The sequence below is a fragment of the Paenibacillus motobuensis genome, from assembly GCF_039521865.1.
In the GTDB taxonomy this organism is placed as follows: domain Bacteria; phylum Bacillota; class Bacilli; order Paenibacillales; family Paenibacillaceae; genus Fontibacillus; species Fontibacillus motobuensis.
Genome location: NZ_BAAACX010000002.1, coordinates 176,893 through 196,472 on the forward strand (window position 1 = coordinate 176,893; position 19,580 = coordinate 196,472).

The window sequence follows — 19,580 nt, forward strand, 5'->3', positions numbered from 1 at the left end:
TTGCCCCGCTAACCTCCGTTCTCTTCATCCTGCTCTTGAAAATGACCATAGTACAGCTCGCTGTAGAAACCGCCTTGTTCCAGCAAAGCCGTATGATTCCCCTGCTCAATCAGCCGTCCTTCCTTCAGGACGAGAATCTTATCCGCCTGACGAATCGTATTCAGGCGATGGGCGATCACAAAGCTTGTTCTCCCCTTCATTAACCGCTGCAGACCTTCCTGGATCTTCAACTCCGTTACGGTGTCAATGCTGCTGGTCGCTTCATCCAACACGAGAATCGCCGGATTAGCCAGCATCGCCCGGGCGATGGCAAGCAGTTGCTTCTGACCCTGGCTGATTCCGTCCCCGCCGAGACCAAGTATCTGATCATATCCATGCGGCAGACGCATAATAAATGAATGGGCATTGGCCAGTCTGGCGGCTTCTTCAATCTCCGCATCGCTGGCATCAAGACGTCCGAATGCGATATTATCGCGGATCGTGCCCTGGAACAGGAACGAGTCCTGCAGGACGAACGCCATATAGGAGCGTAAGCTGTCACGCCGAATGGCTGTAATATCCCGGTCATCAATGGCAATCGTTCCCCGATCATGCTCGTAGAAGCGTGACAGAAGCTGGATCAATGTCGTCTTCCCGGCCCCAGTCGGCCCGACAAGAGCGATCATCTCCCCGGGTTCTGCTGTGAAGCTGATATCCTCCAAGGTATCTCCATTATTCTCATATGAGAAATAGACATGCGAGAAGGAGACCTTGCCGGTGACCTGATCAATCGGCTGTACACCACTCTCATCCGCGGCTTCCTCATCTTCGTCCATCACTTCAAACACCCGCTCCGCCCCGGCGATTGCCGACAGCAGCGTGTTCCACTGGTTGGCCAGATCGTTAAGCGGACGTGTAAATTGTCTGGCATACTCCACAAAGACGATAATAACCCCAACCGTTACCTGTCCGTAAATGGCCAATACACCACCAGCTCCAGCGACCAGAGCGAAGCTGAAGTTATTAAGAAAGTTCATCAACTTCGGAATGAAGCCGGAGATCGTCTGAGCCCAGAAGCCGGATCTGCGGATCGCAGCATTGCGCTCCCGGAATTCCCGCAGCACCCTCTCCTCTTGGGAGAATGCCTTGATCATTCGCTGCCCGGACAATGTCTCCTCAATATATCCGTTCAGATTACCCAGGTCCTTCTGACGTTGCTTGTAGAGCGGTCCCGTCCGTCGGGTGATCCACCTCATACCGAACAACATCAGAGGAACGACAATAAAAGTTAGCAAAGTCAGGATCGGACTTAGATACAGCATAACCACTACTGTTCCGGTCAACGTCAGAACGCTAGAGAAGATTTGAATCGCTGAACTGTTCAAAGTAGAGCTGACATTTTCGATATCATTCGTCACGCGGCTCATGATTTCACCCTGCTGTCTTTTGCTGTAGAAAGAAATTGGTAGTGCATGCAGCTTAGTGAATAAATCCGACCTCATTCGATATACGGTCTCCTGCGCTACCTCGATCATCCAGATGTTCTGCAGCCAGGAGGTTAAGGAAGAGCCGGCATACACGAGACCGAGACCCAGCAGGAACAAGGCCCATGGCTTGCCTCCGCTTCCCTGCAGATAGTTATCGACCGCGCTACCAAGTAGATAAGGCCCCAATAAGGCGAGCGCCGAGCTGAATACGACCATCACCAGCACCAAGGTCAGCTTCGCTTTTCTCTGTGCCAGATAGCTCCAGAGTCGGCCGAGTGTACCGGACCAATCCTTAGCCTTGGCTCTCTTCTTGCGGCCGGAGTCGCCCTGCTGCTGGATTACCGATTTGGGATACGGATGCCGAAAAGGCTCAACGAGTTCTCTGAACATGCACCTCTTCCCCCTCTCTATGCTGGGATTCCACAATCCTTCGATAAAGCGACGACTCGGTGATCAGTTGATCATGCGTTCCACTGGCGATCAGCCTGCCTTCATCCAGCAGCAGAATCAAGTCAGCAGATACGGTCGAGCTGATCTTTTGTGTAATTAAAAATGTCGTGCAGGAGAAGCTGTTTAACGCCTGCATCAAAGCGGCTTCCGTCCGCATATCCAAAGCGCTGGTGCTATCATCAAGAATAAGGATCGACGGTCTGCGTACAAGAGCCCGGGCAATCGATAATCGCTGCTTCTGTCCACCGGACAGATTAACCCCGCGCTGACCGATCATGGTTTCATACCCCTGAGCCAAGGACACGATCGTATCGTGAATTTGCGCTTGCTTCGCCGCTTCCTCAATCTCCTCCAATGAGGCGTCCTCCCGCCCCCAGGCGATGTTCTCCCTCACCGATCCAGAGAACAGCATGATCTCCTGTGGGACATAGCCAATAGAGCCACGCAAGCGTGAGCTGTCGATGTCAGCAATATCGATCCCATCAATCTTGATTATCCCGTCCGAAGGTTCATATAGGCGCGGAATCAACTGTACGAGCGATGATTTTCCTGAACCTGTCGCCCCCATGATAGCAACCCGCTGACCAGGTTCTATCTGGAACGAAATGTTCTCCAGTGCGTTCATCTCGCTATCCGGGTAGCGGAAGCTGACAACGCTAAATTCAACCCTTCCTTCCAAATTAGGCTTATTCGTCTGACCCGTATGCGTCTCCTCTGAATCATCCTCTGTCAACAGTACTTCATTTACCCGTTGTGCCGACGCTGCCGCCCTCGAGTAAGAGGTCATGATCCATGACAACGCAGAGAGTGCACCGATAGTCCGTAAGGAATAATTGACTACGGCCACTACCTGTCCTACAGAAGCGCTGCCAGCGGCAATATCTGTTCTGCCGAACCACAGTACGGCAAGAATCCCCAGATTCATAACGAACAGAACGAACGGCATTGTCGTCTCGGCCAATCGGAGTGCACGAACCGTTCCGTCCATCAACTCTTTGCTGCGCTGGTCAAATCGGTTAATCTCATGATGGCGGCGTACAAATACACGAATCAAGCGCATCCCCAGCAGGTTCTCTTGAATGACCCCATTCAATCCATCCAACCGCTGTTGTACCGCTCGGAATTGGACCGAGATTCGCTTAATCATCCAGTACACGAACACGATTAGAACCGGGATCAGAACCGTCAGGAAGAGACCTAACTGAGCATGAACAACGAGCGCCATCACCATGCTGCCAAATACGACGAGCGGCACCCGGCTGGCAAATCGCAGGCTCATGAACAGCATATCCTGCAGTTGTGTAATATCGCCGGTCAACCGCGTAATCAGCGAAGATGTCGCGAAGCGGTTGAATACAGAGTAGGAGAATCCTTCTACCTTCTCATACAGTTTATCCCGGAGGTCATAGCCGAAGCCCTGACTGGCATGTGATGCAAAGAAGGAGCTTGCAATCCCACCTGCAAAAGCCATAAAAGCGCTACCCACAAGAACAGCGCCCCACGTCCAGGCCACTGATAGCTGCCGCTGTGCAATGCCATCATCGATAATCTTGGAGATGATGAGCGGCTGCACCAGCTCTACCGAGAGCTCAAGCAGCATCATACAGAAGGCCGCTGTCGCAGCTATCCAATACTTTTTCATAAAAGAAAAGACCATTATGCTGAGCCTCCCGCCACTGGGCCCGGGACAACCCGCCTTTCATTGATATTTGTATCATTGTGCTAGGGAAAAGTTCGGTTGCTTCTGATTTTCGGGCCCTTGTTTAGAATCGGACAACTCCCCAACTGTCCTTCAAACGGATGAACCATGCTTTTTTATTATAGAACACATAAAAGTGAAGTGTAAGCCCTTTAACGTGGCAAAGCAGACAATCTAATTCAACGGCATCCCTAGAAGACGAAATGAACTCCATTCTGCTTCCCAAAACGCTCGTTCTCCTATATTCGTTGGAGGATGATTGCAAAGTATCGCAAATCGTTGATAACCATAAGAAATATCTGTTGAGACCAAAGAAAACAATAAGTAAACTTTTATCTAGTGCAGGAATTGCGTACATAAAAATATCTAAAAATACAACACCGATTGTACAAGCGTACATCACCGAAAAAACATGCCTGCCATTCCAGTGAATAACCGGAGGTGTTACAAGTGCAGACAAGGTATTTACAGAAATGCATCACAGTATTGTTTATAATCGTGCTTCTCTCTGGCTGCAGCGGCGAGAAATCCATTCTACCCGCCATGCCAAAGGATGGTAAGGGCAAGATCAAGGTCATGGCCTATCATGAACAAACTTTCCAACAGAAATTCGGCGATCTTTTTGCCGCGAAGTATCCGGAAGTCGACATCGAAGTAGTCGGCATGGATTTGCTGAGGGACCGGTCACCGGAGGACAATCCGGGCGATAAGTTGATCAGCTTCATTGAGAAAGAGAATCCCGATCTGATTCTCCTTGATGCAGAGCAGATTGCTCCCCTGGTAGACAAGGGGAAGTTGCTGCAGTTAGATGCGGTGATGAAGCAAGAGCAATTCGATACTACAGGCATACCGGCTCTGACCATGGATTTCTTCAGACAATTAGGTGATGGTCAAATTTACGCGTTATCCCCTACTTACAATGTCAGTGCGATTTACTATAACGAGGATCTGTTCCGAGAGCACGGCATAGAACCGCCTCGTAATCAAATGACATGGGAGGAACTGTTCCTACTAGCTTCCCGGTTCGGACAGCTTAGTACAGAGCAAAACCCGCTGTTCGGAATATCGACCCTCTTCTCAAATCCGATGGATATTCTGATGAATGTAGCACAGACGAAAGAGCTGCGTATTATTGACAACGGTGGGGAGAAGCTGCTGTTCGATTCCGATGCCTGGAAGGAAGCTTATAGCATAGTGACCGATACGATCAAAGCTAAAGGTTTTTATATGGTAGACGGAACTGTTGAAAGTATAAGCGTAAATGACACGCTGTTCGCGAAGCGGCAATCAGCCATGACTATCTCCCATGCAACTTCAGCCAAGACACTGCAAGGCGACTCCAACTTCAAGGTTGGCCTTGTCACGATGCCGATCAATCCTGCCAACCCAGAAGTATCCCCATTTATGAGTTTTGATAATATGTATGGTATCAACGCGGATTCCCCCAATAAGCGAATCGCTTGGGAACTACTATCGCATATGTGCAGCCCTGAAATGGCCAAAACTTTCATATCCGGTTATGGTCTCAGCCTGCCGATCCGGAATGAAGGGATCACCGAGATCGGCGGTATGCCGGCTGAACCTTTCACCATGCTAAAGCCGTATGCCAGCGGCGACTCCGGCTGGGGCATCCTCGATAAAATCAAGGTCTCCCCAGAATTTCAAGGCCAAGTCTATGATTCCATGAACCAGGCGCTCGTCACCATTGTTAAGGAGGATGTACCGGTGGATGAGGCGCTTAAGGCGATGCAGAAGGAGCTGCAGGAGCGGTTGGATCTGGAAAAGAGGAAGTAATAGGATTCAATAGAAATCGCAGCTTGATATTACCGAATCAAAAGAAATCAAAAGAAATTAAAAGGCTCTAAACCGGCATTTCGCCGCTTTAGAGCCTAATTTGTCATTCTATTAGCCTTTGATAGCTCCGTCAGCCATGCCTTTAATAAAATATTTCTGCAGACAGAGATAGACTATGGCCATCGGCATCATCCCGATCAGGCATCCCGCCGCTACCCAGTTCAACTGATTAGAGAATTGAGAGATGAACTGCGATAGTGCAACAGGGATCGTCTGTACCTGAACCTTTTGCAGGAAGAAAATCGAGAATTGATAGTCATTCCATATTTGAACCCCCATTATAATGATAACGGTGGCTGTAATCGGCTTTAATAGCGGCAGAATAATGCGAAAGAAGATGCCCATCCGGCTGCTTCCATCGATTAAGCCCGCTTCATCCAGTTCTCGGGGAACGGTATTTATAAAACCTGTATATAAGAATATCGTCATAGGCAGAGCGAACGTTACCTGCGTTAAGATTGCCGCCCAATAAGTATTGATCCCACCAAGATCCACAATAAACTTATAGAGTGGAACAAGAATCGTCAATGCCGGCACGATCAGGCAGGATACGCTCACCGTATAGATAAACATATTGAATCTGGTCTGATGACGTGCCAACGGATAAGAGGCTAATGCGCCGACAATGACAACCAAAGCCACCGCACATACTGTAATGAAGATATTGTTAAATATGGCCCGCAGCAAGTCCGCCTCCTGCCAGGCGTTCACGAAATTATCCCAGGATGCATCTGCCGGGAATCTCCATTTGGAAGTGGTCTCGGTAGGCAGCTTGAAAGACATATTTACTAGGACATAGAAAGGGATAATATGAAAGACGGCAATGAGGAGCAGGACAGCATACTTAGGCCATTGGAGCAGATTCTTCACTACATTTTCACCTCTTTCCTCTTCAAGTAGAACAGAGCCAGAAGACTGATGATGGCAATCAGCAGGAACATCGTATTGCCGAGCGCTGCGGCATAGCCTGCATCCTGTCTTGCGAAGTACAGATTATACATCATCGTCGAGATCGAGGAGGAAGCATATCCAGGGCCGCCGTTCGTCATCGCCACAATGACGTCGAACAGCTTCAGTCCCCCAATAATGTTAATCAGGATATTGATTGTAATAGAAGGCATCAGCAGAGGAAGCGTTACATGCTTGAATTTCTTAAGTCCGCTCGCTCCGTCAATGGCCGCCGCCTCATAATAATCCTTCGGAATTGATTGCAGACCCGCAAGATAGATGATCATGGCGGTCCCCATATATTGATAGGTATTGACCAAAGTGATCAGCCATACGGCCGTAGGTCCCTTCGACAACCAATCCACCGCTTCAATACCGAACAAGCTGATCGCATCATTCACAGCACCGCCATCGTATTGAAAGAAGAAGTACCAGATATAGCCCATAATCAGTGGACTGATAATAACAGGCAGATAGACGATCGTGCGAACCAGGCCTTTACCGCGGATCTTTGAATCCAGGAACAGCGCGTAAGCCAGGCCTAATATATTTTGAAAGAAAGTGCTGCCGAATCCGTAAATCAGCGTATTTTTGACCGTTATCCATACATTTCTGTCATGGAGCATCGTGTTATACTTATCGAATCCGACCCAATTATAGGTCTGCGAATACCCGTTCCAATCCGTAAATGATACACGAATCCCTTGAATGAACGGATAGAAAATGAATAATGCGAACAATACAATTGCAGGAACGTACATCAAGTTAATTAATCCTTTGGACTGCATCAGTCTGTTCATCTCATCACCCCGTCGAAAGAAGAAGAGGGCAGCGGCCTGTATGGCTGATTCGATCTGCCCGCCGCAACCCACTCTTAATTTGCTGCTCTTAACCTTTCATATTCCTGCTTCATATTCGCTGTATAACCCTTGGCGTCGATCCCGTCGGCCAATAGATCCTGACCATTCTTGCACATCACATCCCACATGCCATTCGGAATGTATTCACGATCAAAGAATGGAAGTACGCGAATATCTTTGTATTGCTCGTAATATTCAGTCAACTGCCCAGCATCCATCTCTGCGCCATCCAGGCCTGGAGGCAATTGATTGGACTTCGCTACAAGGGCTACATTCTCAGGTTTGGCGAAATACTCGACGTATTTCTTCGCGGCTTCGATATTTTTGGAGTCCTTCCAAATCCCCCAGGTCGTCTTCTCCCCGCCTGCAAATGTAGGCGTATCCCCTTCAACCACCGAAGGTATCGGCATGAGTCCGGCCTTCAATTCTGGGTTAATCTTCTGTGCTTCTTCGATAAAGGACGGGCTATAGATCCCAAATGCAGCCTTTCCCTCGGCAAAAGCTTTTGCGGAATCGCTGTACTTTGCAGTCAATACATCCTTATTCAGAAATCCCTTCGTCTGGAGATCCTTGAACATTTGCGGCAATGTCTCAAAACTCGTCCAGTCAAAGGAGCCGTCCAGAAGCTGATCTCCGTAACTTTGGGAAGAGGAGCTGATCAGAAGCGGTGTAGCAAAGAAATCAAAATATTGCCCAATCGGCCAGGAATCCGCACCTCCCATATGGATGGGCACAACTTCGCCGTCGCTCTTCGCTTTGATCGTCTCGCATGCAGCTAGGAATTCTTCATAGGTTGCCGGCACTTCGACGCCATATTTCTCAAGTACTGCGACATTAAATACCGGGCCGGCTTTGTCCTGATCCATCGGCAGCACATATAATTTACCGGTTTCATCGCTGACAAGCGGCTTGATCGCCGCATTCACGTTCGATGCCCAGCTCTCACCCGACAGGTCCAGCAGGAACTCACCATAACGGGCTTTGGCCCAGCCATGGGTCGCAAATACATCCGGCATATCATTAGAGGCCATTTTGACTTTCATCGTGTTCTCATATTCTTTGCCTGGAGCACTGAAGTCAACTTTGATTAAAGGATTATCCTTCATGAAATTGTCCGTGATTTGCTCCAGCACCTTGGCTTGCTCCCCAATCACATTGGTGGATACCGTAATCCGTACTTCCTTGCCTGAGGAAGCTTCGGGCGAAGTGGTTGGCTCATTCGTACTGCCTTTCCCCTCATTCGCTCCCCCGCCACATGCAGATAATAATACCAGCATAGCCACGCATAACATCAGCCATTTCGATCGATTCATATTGACCCTCCCATGGTTTCAGTTGTTCTTTACAAATTCAATATAGCATCGCTGAAGACGCTTCCAAATGACACAGAACTACGATCCTCAGCGCCAATTTCTACACACTGCTGCAAATCTACGGATTGAAGCGTCCATTTCTACACTTTTTTGCTTACATATTGCCAACGAAGGGATGAGCAGTGACAATGTGAGCTAGAGAGATTAGCGGCAAAAGGGGCTGAAAAGATTGAAATATTTCTATACATCTATCCGGACTAAGCTAACACTGTTATTGCTGATCACGATTGTAATTCCCGTCCTGATCCTAGGAATTTTATATCCCGTTTACTTTCAAAGTGTGATGGAGAAAGACAAAAAAGCCCTTATGGAGGGGACCTTAACCGCGATTACGCGCAGTATCGAGACCTATATGGACGAACTGGAACGTTTGACGATTACGCCGTTTCTCCAAAATGATGTCTTGACCTCCTTAAAACTGAAAGCCTTGTCCGACCAAAGAAATGTCAGCGTTTACAATAAACTGGTAGCCGACCGCACTTTGCATGAGATGCAGATGACTATGTTCCAGAACACACGCAAAGATATTCTCGGAACCATTCTGATTACCGCTGATAACACCGTGTATGCAACAGATCATCATGAAGTAGCTGAGCCTATTCCCGATTACCGTTATAGCTCTCAGGATTGGTATAAGCAAACCGTGCTCAAGAACGGAAAAGCTGCCATGATCAGCCCGCATAGACGAGATTATTTGCGGAATTCTCCGGATAAGCTGGTATTCTCGGTAGCCAGGCTGCTGAAAGATCCCGATACGCAGAAGCCCTTGGCGGTCATTATGGCCGATGCGGATACGGATATCTTTGACAGCATCGTCAGCGATGTATCCTTCGATGTCAGTTCCATCGTAACGATCTTCGATGGCCACAGCCATTTAATCTATTCTAGCGCTCCTCTGACTGCTGAAGCCCAGGAACAGATTATATCAGGAAACGAACGGATTGAGAGTCATGGCAGTCAATATACGACCATTTCAAAGAAGATCCCCTCTTCGGAATGGAGAGTCAACGTTTTATTGTCACAACGCGAGATTACGTCTAAAATGAGAAATCTGCGGTTAATCTCCATTATCATGACCTGCGCCGGCCTGGTATTAACAGCTCTGTTCTATATCTATTTGTCGATCAAAATCGTCAAGCCTATCTTGCAAATGGGTTCAGTGATGCGTAAGGTCCAGCGCGGCTCCATGAACGAGGGTGTGAATATAAAAGGACAGGATGAGATCGCCTACCTCGGCAGCCGTCTGAATAAAATGATATCGCAGCTGAATGATACGATCATTCGTGAGTACAAGACGGGACTGGCCAAGCGCAACGCAGAGTACAGGGCCCTTCAGTCCCAGATTCAGCCCCACTTCCTCTACAACACTCTGAACGGCTTCATCGCGCTGAACCGGGCCGGAGAGAGCAAGACATTGGAGAAGTCGATATTGTCCCTAAGCGGCATGATGCGCTATACCTTAAGCAAGAATGACTTCGATACGCTGGGGAACGAATTTCTGTTCCTTCAGCGTTACATCGAAATTCAGCAGCTGCGCTTCGAAGAACGGCTTGTCTCCGATCTGTATCTTGACGATAGAATCTCAGATTTCCGAATACCAAAATTGCTGCTGCAGCCGCTAGTCGAGAACTGCATTATTCATGGCGTGGAGGGAGCAAATCGGGCATGCCGTATTGAGGTCAGAGCCGAGTTCATTCAGGAGAATATATGGATTCGGATTACGGACACGGGGGCCGGCTTTGATCTGGACCAGCTCCGGCAGAATGAGCAAATAGGCATTGCGAATGTCAGGGAACGGCTGGAGATGGCCTATCCCCAGTCCGACATGACCGTTAACAGCATACTTGATATTGGTACTGAAGTGACTATCCATATTAAGACTTCGTCTGTTGGGACTGGTCCCTCAGCTCCGAGGGGTAACACTGAAAGTACTCGACAAATAGACGAGTGAAATGTCGGGTACTATAATAACCTACTTCCTGCGCCACTTGACTAATGCGAATTTGCGGTTCATTCTGCAGAATTTCCTTGGCTTTTTTCATCCGGGTTGACGTTAAATATTTCATAAACGTGACTCCTTGCTTCCGGTGAAACAGCGAGCTGAGATAATTGGGGGTCACCCCCAGCTCGTTGGCAATCTGACCGATGCCAATATCCTCCGTGTACCGTTGATGGATATACTGTACTGTCCGTTGGATTAGATCAGGCGGGCCTTGGTCTTCTGCAGACAGCACGGCGCCAAGCTGCTCTTCTGCCTTGTCCTGGGCGATACGGAGTCTCTGGACTAATTCCTTGAAGGATATTGAATGTGCCAGCCGTTCGATTTGTACCGAGAAGCCCGGTCTGCGGTGATGCTCAGCGACGCGCTCCATCTCTAGCGTATATTTCCGGACAAGTTCATAAAGCATTTGAGTATTAACCTCTTGCAACGCGAAGAGAATGACCGCTTCGCCCGAGGGCATAATTAAAATCGCTCTCCGCACATTCATGGACAGCTCCCAATCGCCCTCAAGCTTATCGATCTCATTCATCATCGCCTGAAAGTACTGATGACTCTTATTGGGAGGTAGATGATCATCTACTTTCAGCATACAAGCGGCGTAATTCACATGAATGCCCTGCGGAGCACCGGCCAGCTCATCCTCTGAACGCGAGAGATAGAGGACAGACATGATCTGCCGCTCAAGCTCCCGGTTTAATATAGCCATTTTCTTGCGCTGCTTCTCCAGTAAGCTGTTCAGGCATTTTCCCAGGGATTCCGGATCAATCGGCTTCAGCAAATAGTCCGCTACTTGCAATTTAATCGCTTGCTGAGCATAGGAGAAGTCAGAATACCCGGAAATAACCACCCATTGAATATGTTCATAGCACACTGCATTCTGAATTACCTTGAATCCGTCCATCACTGGCATCCTAATATCTACGAAAACAATGTCAGGCTGATCCAATGCAATGAGCTCAACAAGCTCTGCCCCGTCCTTCGCTTCTCCTACAATCTGCAGAGGAAGCTCCAACTCTTCGAGCATGCTTCTTACGTTAGCTCTGGCTAGTCGCTCATCATCCGCAATAATAATCTTCATAGCAGATCCTCCTGTTCTCCATTGATCCCGTGTACTTCAGCGTCCTGGCTAGACTTAATAATTCTAGTAGGTTCGTTGTTATGCAACCGCTGTCATTTTTAGTTTCTATAACGGGTTTCAACCCCTATTACAGCTATATTCTATAGAACGAACAACAGCTTCGAAAGGTATCAATTCTACTCTGGAAGGACTCATTTCTACATTTCGGGCCGGAATCATTCGGATCAGCTTAGTGCTGTACGTCTTTACTATCTATGTAGATACTGCTGCAAAAAGAAAGAAGGGCAATTCCTTACCCTTCTCCGCCCTGTCTATCTATTTTTATCCGCTTCGTGCTCATGATTCATTCATCACAAACTGATACACGCTCTCGACCTTCTCGTTAGTGAGGTCTCCGCTGTTATCGAAGACGAGGACCGATGAAGCAGGGATGTCCCAGTTTACTTCAGGAACAAATTGAACACGCTGTTTGAAATCGTCCCAATGCTCCAGCTTCCAGTTATCACGCTCGGTTTGCCGCTGTTCGATGCGTTTTCTTTGTGTCTCCATGTCGCCCAAGGTAACGGCGATCACTTTGACGTCTACCTCCTGCTTGTTTAATCCGGCTGCGGCAAGAACCTCTTCAATCCAGGCTTTATTTTTCAATTCTGCTGTAAAAGGGGAGATCATAAATACGTTCTGCCCTGCGGCGAGATTCTCAATGCAAATATCTTTCGTCGTGTCATATTCCAAGTCGCGAAGATGCTTCTTATAGAATTCAGAGTCGCGGTCGTTCACGTCCAGACCGTTCATCTCAAGCATTTTCTCTACAAAACGTCCGCCGACCGTGTCACGATCCAGAAAAGCAGCCTGAATATGCTTCGCCAATTTTCTAGCAACTGTCGTCTTGCCGGTCCCGGCGACCCCTACAAAAAACACCAATTTCTGCTTCAACCTAAATCCCCCTATCTGTAAGTTAGAATCAGTGTATCATTGCTCAAGGATCGAATACAATCCTGTACTGGGGATAGGCGCCTATTTTCCGGGTTAAACAGAAGAAATCTCTAACGAAACGTGGTATCGTTATTCAGACCAAAATGGGGCACTAAAAAATGTAACGAAACTGGGTAACGTTATTTAAGCCATTTTAGGGCTTTAGGACAGAATTTCCCCCGAATAACGATATGGTGTTTCGTTAGATTTTATTTACTGCTGTTTTCGAGCAAATAACGATCTGTAGTTTCGTTAGAGCTCGATGGCGCCATCCCTAAGGGTTGACTGAATTGCTACTCGATTCTGCCTCTTCGCGGGTCATCACCGTATATTGTTGTTCCCCTATCTTAATCAGGCTCCCTGCTGGAACATCCAGCTTCATGCCCAAAGAGACTACAATCCGGAATGTATATGCGGCTGAATCCTTCGTCCCGCCGTCATCCGTACCGGCAGTCTCACCGGGCTTTGGAGTATCGTCAAGTCCGTTAGGATTAGAAGTATCCGTTGGATCAGTGACATTAGACTTGCCCGTATCCGGCGAGTTGGTTCCATTGGTTTCGTTAGTTGCATTAGTTCCGGTTGTTCCCTTTCCATTAGTTCCCTTGGTTGCTTTGGTTCCGTTAGTTGAGTTATTTACGCCATCTGGATTGGTACCGCTGTTACCGTTAGTTCCATCGGTTCCACTGATATCATTAGTTCCGCTATCTCCACCAGTTCCATTTGTAGAGTTAGTAGAGTTAGCAGAGTTGGCAGCACCAGCCCCATCGGCTCCACCCGTTTTCGTATTTGGGGAACCGGATTGCAGATTGTCTTCTTTCCCCGTTTCCTTCCCACTTGCTGCCCTATTTTCTCCAGTTTTGGCGCCCGTACCATTGCCCTTTGCCTCATCAATTCCTTCTGTATCCTTTGTTCCATCTGTTCCATCAACTTCGCCGCTTGGATCGGTCGCCCCCGAATCTACCGTTCCAGCATTCTCAACCACACAATTTGAGTCGTATTTCAAATTCTTGAACTGCTGAGCAGGCTGACCCTGTGACTCTATCATCAGATTTGAGGGATCAAAAACCTTACACTGCTCCTCCCCCTTGAACAGAAATACGAGCGAAGTCGTCTCGTTCCCGTCGTCACCTTTGACCTTGTCGGCATACACAAGCACCCCAGAATCCTGTGCAGGTGGCGTAGTCGCTTCAACAGGCGCCTTTGTACCAAGCATTCCTTGCTGCTGCAGGATGAATAGAACGCCAACTGCCACAACAAGACCCAAAGTCACAATAAGAGTGGTCATTCTTACCTTTTTCCCATTCTGAACAAGAAATCGCTTGAGTGGCGAAGACAACGTAAGACGCGCTTCAGCGAATACTTTCGCAAGTGGCGCTCCCGCTTTATCGAAGTAAAGGGTCCGATAGTCTCTGCTCTTAAACGCATCCTTATCATGCTTTTTAAAGTATGCTAAGATTGCCGCAGAATAGCCGGGAGCAAGCCCCCGAGCATGAACAAAGTAAGGATTGCCTTGCGACCAGAGCATAAATTCGTAAATTTTCTCCTTGTCCTTGGCATGCCGCTGTAAATAATCCATGACTTGATTGTAATCAATAATCCCGACTGCCGAGTCTTGGCAGAATGCCAGTACGATCTTTCCAAACTGCTCTACTTCAATATTGGATTGAAGCCATTTACGCCCCAGCTTCTGGATCCGATCCAGTTCCTCTGAAGACAATAGGCGGAAAACATCCTCTGTTGGCTCACGCAGCGCAAACCATTCGTATAACGTTCGCAACATCTCCGCATGACTTCGCTGTTTACTATCAAGCTGCAGGCCTGAAAAGGCATCCGCTTCACCTAGAAACGCTGCGGTTGTCACCTGATCCTGGGTCAGCTTGTCCAGTTTCAGTTCATCAAGCAGCAGACGCTTGGCAGAAAGCGAGAGAAGCTCAGCCAGCTCTGAATCCGCCACAGTCGTTCCGCTATCTGGAAGAGGCGTTCTTCCCCATTTACGGATACTATCTACCGTCATATGAACCGAAGATAGCAATCGCTGTTCCTTACGTAGCTTGTCCGTTAGACCTGCGACAGCTATTTCCTTGAAGGAAGCATTCTGCAGCAAGCCAGGATGAGCGATCGCCCAGCTATGCACTACATTCAGAACTTCCTTTGAACCTTGCGTCTCCGCAAGCTTGTTCTGAATGTAGGGATTGAACAACCGGTTAGACAGTTCGCCATGCTTCAAGACCGTACCAAAAAAGGCTTTACTTAGCTCTGACTGACTCTCTACCAAAGCGTACAAAGAATAGGCGAGCTCGGTCCTGCCTTCAGTCAGTGAATTATTAATTGCATGAATCAAATAATTAACGAGCTTAGGGCCATAACTTCGGCTTTCCAGCCGATAATAATCCCTGAAGCATTCCACTATCGCCAGTTCTACAATACTTCCTTGCTTGATGCTATCAAATTCCCGGTCAAAAGCAGCTAGAAATATATCATTTAGCCGAATTCTGGAATCCAAGGCACCGTGGGGTTCCAAATAACTTAGCAGACCCCGCAGTACGGTTATTTTATGTTTTTCATACAAATCCCAACGTTCCGATTCAATCTGATAGAACACGCACAGCTCATGATAGCTAGATAATAAAGCCCGGCGCTGCGGATCCATCTCTGACAGCATCTCATCCGCAAAGCGATGGAAGTCCTCCAAGACCTCAAGCTCACCGATCGCATTCCAGACAAAATCAAGATAAGGCTGTTTGCCTTCATCTACCTCATCCTGCGGCAATCTCCCTGAGGCGAGGTCGAATACATATTCCTTCTCAATTTCTCGGTCATTAGAACGTAGACTGCCGCGCTCCACGAATTGCAGATGTATAAACTTTCGGCTTTGCGGTTCTTTGGCATAGGTGATAAATCCGAAGCGGCGGCGCAGTTCGAATGGCAGACAGGCGAATAGCACTTTAAGTAGCGCTACAGAATATTGCGAAATCTGCTCTGCCGGCACATCAAGCGCGATATACACTTTTTTTCTGCCTTCTCCAACTGCAGTCATAACGGCGAATAACAGCTGTTTAAAGCTCTTCTCGTCAAGCTTTATCTCCTGAAGAAGCTTCTCCGCTGGCAGACCTGTCGGGTTGTTCTGCATATGCTGCTGGTTCTGCGACTTCTGCGGTATATCATCCAGCTCCGGAAGCTGCCGACCGATTTCCGTGTAATATTTCTCCGCATAGTCGGCATTAAGATAATTACCGTAATGGCTCACAACCTCATCCTGCCGCGCTGGTGGAATTACGTAGTTATGCGTCAGGAACGCACTGCGCAGACCGGTAAAATCTACGGGCTGATAAATACTCCGCCCCAGCACCGTCTCTCCGCCCTCGGTATGGAATAGATGAATCGCCGGCGGATAACTGTTTACCTCCTTCTCTCCTCGGGAGGCCAGCTCTGTAGGAGCATCATAGCCACAGAACGGATGGAGCAGTTTCTTAATGAATACAGCATCCAGTCCGTCCGATACCGCGACAGTATCAAATCCTTCCGTTCCGCGAAATATACCGCTCCGCTCTCTTGTATACAATTGCTGCTGAATCATTATGGGAGAAGCTTGCCTCACGGTCACTCTCTCCCCTCAATATAGTTCAATTTATAGAGCAGCCAAATGAATGGCTCATCCACGCGTATTGGTTGCACAACATTTTGCAGCTTCTGATCAATAGGATTGCTACCGAGCGCAGATACTGCAAAATACCCTGTATCCTTGAAATAGACGTCCATCGTCCCTTTAAACGGCCGATCTACCTTTTCGATAAAGCGGCGAATTTCACCATCGATATTCTCGAATTCGGTTATATTAAAATACTTGCGATGTACCGCATTATTAAAAATATTGCTGTTTGACTTGATATACTCCCCTTCTTCATCCTTTAAGGAGTGAAGCATATCGCTCTTCGTCAATACTACCGCGGTCGGTATATCCGTCTTCCCTTTATCTTCATAAGCGATAAAATCGCCGAACATCGTCAACACCACATCACGTGGCTCATCATATTGCGATACCCATTCGCCCGGCTTATCTCCAACATTAATGCGGATTTTCTCCCGGATCGAGCGAATTTGAAGTGGATCGACCATGAACAGCAGTCCTGAAGAATTCTTGATATGCTGACCCTGTAATCCAAGATAGTCCTGATCCACCATACCTTCACCCGCAACATCAAAGAAAACAAGCGTTAGCGGCGGCTTCGATTCATCCCTGAATACAAACTGGAAAATAAATGGCTCCTGCATTTTCTCCTTCTGCGTCGAGGCCAGCAAATCGCCACGTTCAAATAGCGGTTCTTCGTATAAGGTCCGGAATTTACGGCTAATCTCAGCGTTAAGCGGCATACAAGCCGCATCAAAATGATCTGCCGTCGTGTTCTGCAGGGTATGAATCAATGACGTCATGTAGACGGATTTCCCCACTTGAGAAGCCCCAATGATCGAAATGATATTACTAGGCACTTTCCCCGCAGTTACCGGCAGCTCATTATGACAATGCGGACACAATCTGTGCCTTGTCACTTCCCCATAGCGGTCATTCAATCCGATCAGAACATGATCCGAATAAATAAGATGCTCTTCTGGAACGTCCTGGGGACGCAAAATAGCTTCCATATCATAGACTGTATCGAGACCAAATCTCTCCCTGTATTTGTTCAGAGCCTCGTCCTCGCCAAGAGCATAATCCTCATCGTCCTCACGATAATGCGTCGCCCTGAACACCACTTCGTCCGGTTCGAATTTACTGAAGCAATAGGGACATACAATATCATAAAATAAAGGCCGCTCCTCGGCCTGGGGTTTCCTTTTAAACAAATCGAACAGACCCATCTCCCATTCCTCCTCATTTCACAGTATGTTTACTCTGGTATCAGCTCGTACAACCTTCCATACTTCGGGCCATCCGTAAAGAACAGCCTGACATAATCGTTCTTTCCAACCTCGATAGAGGGCAGCGTGCTCCTACCTGAAGGGAAATCTCTCAGAAATGGATATACGGTCCCGTCATCTACACTTACCGGATAATTGCCCTGCTTCTTCACATAACAAAGCGCTTCTTTTGGAATCTCTACTTCTGCCAGCACCGATATTTGTACCGTCTTATATTTACGCAGTAAGTTGCTCTTATGAGAGATAGAATAGCGGATCTTGGCTCGGCCCGTACTGAAATGAACGGTGTTCTGCCCATCGGGCTGATGGACCAAGCGTTTATCCCCGTCATCCATCAGACAGGCATAGACCGTATAAGCTGCCAAGCCAATCGTATCTATCCGGTCAACATAGCCTCCCGCCGCTTTATATTCTTCACGGGTATACAGCTTAAGCCCTGCAACAGAGGAAGGATAGCCGTGGCCACCTTCCCCCTGCTGCTCCCTATCTAAAGACCCTTTGTAGATATAGACCGCTTGTATTCCATCAGGCCATTGCCACAATAGCTTACAGCGATCCTCATCGATCTTGTAACTAAGCTGTGTTATGAGCGGCAAGCCTTCCTCTGCTTCAATAAACCGCATTGCTATGCCCCCTTACACCTCTAGAATCCTCTATTGCGTCGATCTCTGACGGGTTCTTGGAATCCCGTCTTGCTGTCCTGAAGTGTAGCCCCTCTGCGACGCATGACCGTTCGGGCACCATCTGCCGGCATTGGGACGGCAAGCGTGAACATCGTCATTACCGAGGCAAGTACCAAGCAGGCCAATAGCCGGATCATCGCATCAGCTAATGTTCCTCCACTTAAGCCGAACTCCAGTATTAGCCCTGCAAGCAGCCCGGATACAGAACCGCCGATCGTAAAGCTTTTAGCCAAATGACGGTTATCGAACATCATTCCGAGCGACAAGCCCAGTAGGGCGCCTAACCCAAGTACAAATATGATTCTTAGAATCATATAATAAGTGCTGTCCTTCATCGGTCCAGTACGTTCCGTAACTAGAGTACGTTCATTCAAGTTGTTGTCATATATGGTCTGGAAAACAAAAGAAAGATTAGACGCATCCGCCACATCATAGTACCTTCCGCCTGTCTTGGTGGCGATCTCCTTGAGCAGTTCCATGCCCTCAATATCACCGTTAGCTGAGCTAAGGCCGAGACCGATGGTATTTACGGATACGCCTCTATCCCGGTAGTCTGCGAGGACTCTTGACGTATTAACTTCACTAAACCCGTCCGATAATAGGATTGCCATAGCCCCTCTAGAGCTAGGCTGCCCTTCGATCTGCTTCATCGATGATAACAACGCATCACCGATATCTGTACCGGCATTGGTTGGCTCGAGCGCATCAATCGCTGCATATACTTGATTCTTCACATCCTGGTCACGGACCTGGACAAAAGGTTGAATGAGCTCAGACTCGTTATTGAACACGATAACTGCGACCTGCTTGCTGCTATCCATTTGCCCGATCAACGATTTGGCTGCCTCATAACGGCGATCATCGGGATCGGTTTCCAGCATGCTCCCGGAATTATCAATCATTAAGACGATATCGTCTACCGATTTCGCCCTACCTACATTCAACTCATATAAAAATTCCAAGGCAGTTCCTGCGAGCAATAGCATTACTAGCGTCGCCGGTACGAGCAGCTTCCATGAAGTACCGACATAACGTTGTCTCCATGACGACCCGTTAAGACGAGGTGAGACCATTTCCGCGATCAAACAGAATAAACCTACGGACAGGGCAAGTATGCCGAAGTAAAGTCCAATGATGACGATCCAGGGCAGCCTGCCTTCCAGCTGATTCAGCAGCAGTTCTCCGATTACAGCTCCGACTGCTCCGCCAATAAGACTGAACAGCACCAGAAGCCAGTTTATTTTACGCTGCATTCGTGCACTTCCTTTCTATAAATTT

The 19,580-nt window shown here is 48.1% G+C and carries 13 protein-coding genes; 2 read left to right on the forward strand and 11 right to left on the reverse strand.

Annotation, left to right across the window (positions count from 1 at the left end):
- Positions 1-8: 8 nt before the first annotated feature.
- Both ABD014_RS00820 and ABD014_RS00825 read right to left on the reverse strand, forming a co-directional pair.
- Positions 9-1,856, reverse strand: a complete 1,848-nt coding sequence (locus ABD014_RS00820) for an ABC transporter ATP-binding protein (RefSeq protein WP_343856229.1) — start codon at positions 1,854-1,856, stop codon at positions 9-11.
- Complete coding sequence (locus tag ABD014_RS00825) at positions 1,837-3,573, reverse strand: ABC transporter ATP-binding protein (protein WP_343856232.1); 1,737 nt, start codon at positions 3,571-3,573, stop codon at positions 1,837-1,839. The genes ABD014_RS00820 and ABD014_RS00825 overlap by 20 nt, the downstream gene beginning before the upstream one ends.
- Positions 3,574-4,065: 492 nt before the next feature.
- Between ABD014_RS00825 and ABD014_RS00830 the strand changes: the two genes are divergently transcribed.
- Positions 4,066-5,409 carry an ABC transporter substrate-binding protein gene (locus tag ABD014_RS00830; RefSeq protein ID WP_343856235.1) on the forward strand — a complete coding sequence of 448 codons (1,344 nt, stop codon included), beginning with the start codon at positions 4,066-4,068 and terminating at the stop codon, positions 5,407-5,409.
- A gap of 111 nt (positions 5,410-5,520) precedes the next feature.
- Here the strand turns inward: ABD014_RS00830 and ABD014_RS00835 are convergent, their stop codons facing one another.
- The 3 genes from ABD014_RS00835 to ABD014_RS00845 all read right to left on the reverse strand — a co-directional run bounded on the left by ABD014_RS00835 (position 5,521) and on the right by ABD014_RS00845 (position 8,590).
- Positions 5,521-6,339: a carbohydrate ABC transporter permease gene (locus tag ABD014_RS00835; RefSeq protein ID WP_343856242.1), complete on the reverse strand. Its 819-nt coding sequence runs from the start codon at positions 6,337-6,339 to the stop codon at positions 5,521-5,523.
- The gene (locus tag ABD014_RS00840) at positions 6,339-7,217 is read right to left on the reverse strand and encodes a carbohydrate ABC transporter permease (protein WP_343856247.1); all 879 of its coding nucleotides are present in this window, start codon (positions 7,215-7,217) and stop codon (positions 6,339-6,341) included. Before ABD014_RS00840 ends, ABD014_RS00835 begins: the two co-directional genes overlap by 1 nt.
- Before the next feature lie 74 nt (positions 7,218-7,291).
- The gene (locus tag ABD014_RS00845) at positions 7,292-8,590 is read right to left on the reverse strand and encodes an ABC transporter substrate-binding protein (RefSeq protein ID WP_343856253.1); all 1,299 of its coding nucleotides are present in this window, start codon (positions 8,588-8,590) and stop codon (positions 7,292-7,294) included.
- Positions 8,591-8,819: 229 nt separating this feature from the next.
- Between ABD014_RS00845 and ABD014_RS00850 the strand changes: the two genes are divergently transcribed.
- Entirely contained in the window at positions 8,820-10,601 is a 1,782-nt protein-coding gene (locus tag ABD014_RS00850; RefSeq protein ID WP_343856261.1) for a cache domain-containing sensor histidine kinase, read from the forward strand.
- On the opposite strand, the gene ABD014_RS00855 is transcribed toward ABD014_RS00850, so the two are convergent.
- The 6 genes from ABD014_RS00855 to ABD014_RS00880 form a co-directional block, all read right to left on the reverse strand.
- On the reverse strand, positions 10,525-11,730 hold the full coding sequence (locus ABD014_RS00855) for a response regulator (RefSeq protein ID WP_343856266.1): 1,206 nt from the start codon (positions 11,728-11,730) through the stop codon (positions 10,525-10,527). The genes ABD014_RS00850 and ABD014_RS00855 overlap by 77 nt on opposite strands.
- A gap of 336 nt (positions 11,731-12,066) precedes the next feature.
- Positions 12,067-12,663, reverse strand: coding sequence for a P-loop nucleotide/nucleoside kinase family protein (locus ABD014_RS00860; RefSeq protein ID WP_343856270.1), 597 nt, complete (start codon positions 12,661-12,663; stop codon positions 12,067-12,069).
- A gap of 313 nt (positions 12,664-12,976) precedes the next feature.
- On the reverse strand, positions 12,977-16,300 hold the full coding sequence (locus ABD014_RS00865) for a GAP1-N2 domain-containing protein (protein ID WP_343856272.1): 3,324 nt from the start codon (positions 16,298-16,300) through the stop codon (positions 12,977-12,979).
- 2 nt (positions 16,301-16,302) lie between these two features.
- On the reverse strand, positions 16,303-17,559 hold the full coding sequence (locus ABD014_RS00870) for a TRAFAC clade GTPase domain-containing protein (RefSeq protein WP_343856274.1): 1,257 nt from the start codon (positions 17,557-17,559) through the stop codon (positions 16,303-16,305).
- A 29-nt stretch (positions 17,560-17,588) separates the two neighbouring features.
- Positions 17,589-18,242, reverse strand: a complete 654-nt coding sequence (locus ABD014_RS00875; protein WP_343856276.1) for a beta-mannanase — start codon at positions 18,240-18,242, stop codon at positions 17,589-17,591.
- Between the two features lie 20 nt (positions 18,243-18,262).
- Positions 18,263-19,555: a vWA domain-containing protein gene (locus tag ABD014_RS00880; RefSeq protein ID WP_343856278.1), complete on the reverse strand. Its 1,293-nt coding sequence runs from the start codon at positions 19,553-19,555 to the stop codon at positions 18,263-18,265.
- Positions 19,556-19,580 lie beyond the last annotated feature (25 nt).

Bases quoted from the DNA above. Each gene is read 5' to 3' on its own strand.
- ABD014_RS00840 (WP_343856247.1), bottom strand. From the start codon at position 7,217: ATGAACAGACTGATGCAGTCCAAAGGATTAATTAACTTGATGTACGTT.
- ABD014_RS00845 (WP_343856253.1), bottom strand. From the start codon at position 8,590: ATGAATCGATCGAAATGGCTGATGTTATGCGTGGCTATGCTGGTATTA.
- ABD014_RS00855 (WP_343856266.1), bottom strand. From the start codon at position 11,730: ATGAAGATTATTATTGCGGATGATGAGCGACTAGCCAGAGCTAACGTA.
- ABD014_RS00825 (WP_343856232.1), bottom strand. From the start codon at position 3,573: ATGGTCTTTTCTTTTATGAAAAAGTATTGGATAGCTGCGACAGCGGCC.
- ABD014_RS00870 (WP_343856274.1), bottom strand. From the start codon at position 17,559: ATGGGTCTGTTCGATTTGTTTAAAAGGAAACCCCAGGCCGAGGAGCGG.
- ABD014_RS00820 (WP_343856229.1), bottom strand. From the start codon at position 1,856: ATGTTCAGAGAACTCGTTGAGCCTTTTCGGCATCCGTATCCCAAATCG.
- ABD014_RS00880 (WP_343856278.1), bottom strand. From the start codon at position 19,555: ATGCAGCGTAAAATAAACTGGCTTCTGGTGCTGTTCAGTCTTATTGGC.
- ABD014_RS00875 (WP_343856276.1), bottom strand. From the start codon at position 18,242: ATGCGGTTTATTGAAGCAGAGGAAGGCTTGCCGCTCATAACACAGCTT.